This window comes from Paraeggerthella sp. LCP19S3_G8 (assembly GCF_052119225.1).
In the GTDB taxonomy this organism is placed as follows: domain Bacteria; phylum Actinomycetota; class Coriobacteriia; order Coriobacteriales; family Eggerthellaceae; genus Paraeggerthella; species Paraeggerthella hominis.
This window is the reverse complement of sequence record NZ_JBQKFQ010000029.1, coordinates 1-361: the sequence shown is the minus strand read 5'-3', so window position 1 is coordinate 361 and position 361 is coordinate 1. Positions and strand designations below refer to the sequence as shown.

Below are 361 nucleotides of genomic sequence, written 5' to 3'. Positions count from 1 at the left end.
TGAGTCCTCTTTTCGGTAAGGGCCCAGGCAGAACACCTGGTCGATAGGCCGCAGGTGCAAGGCGAGCGATCGCCTCAGCCGAGCGGTACTAATAGCCCGAGCTCTTCGTCTTTACACATTGGAATCGATTCGCGGTCCGTCACGACCGAACGCTGTGCAACCGCCAGGGTGGCGCGGAGAGCGCGCCCTGCGGCATAGAAGCCGCGCGGAGCCCAAGCGCCCTGCGCGAGCGCGACCTTGGAGGCGGGGATCACCCGGTCCCATTCCGAACCCGGAAGTTAAGACCGCCATCGCCGAAAGTACTGCAGCGCAAGGCTGTGGGAGGATAGGACGTCGCGCTCGCGCAGGGCGCTCGGCGTAT

Annotated in this window: 2 rRNA genes; both read left to right on the top strand. The window is 64.8% G+C overall.

The features are described 5' to 3' along the window. Positions 1-113, top strand: a 23S ribosomal RNA gene (locus ACTQZK_RS13250); the annotation flags it as partial. A gap of 114 nt (positions 114-227) precedes the next feature. After that, positions 228-342: ribosomal RNA gene (gene rrf, locus ACTQZK_RS13245) — 5S ribosomal RNA — on the top strand. Positions 343-361: the final 19 nt, after the last annotated feature.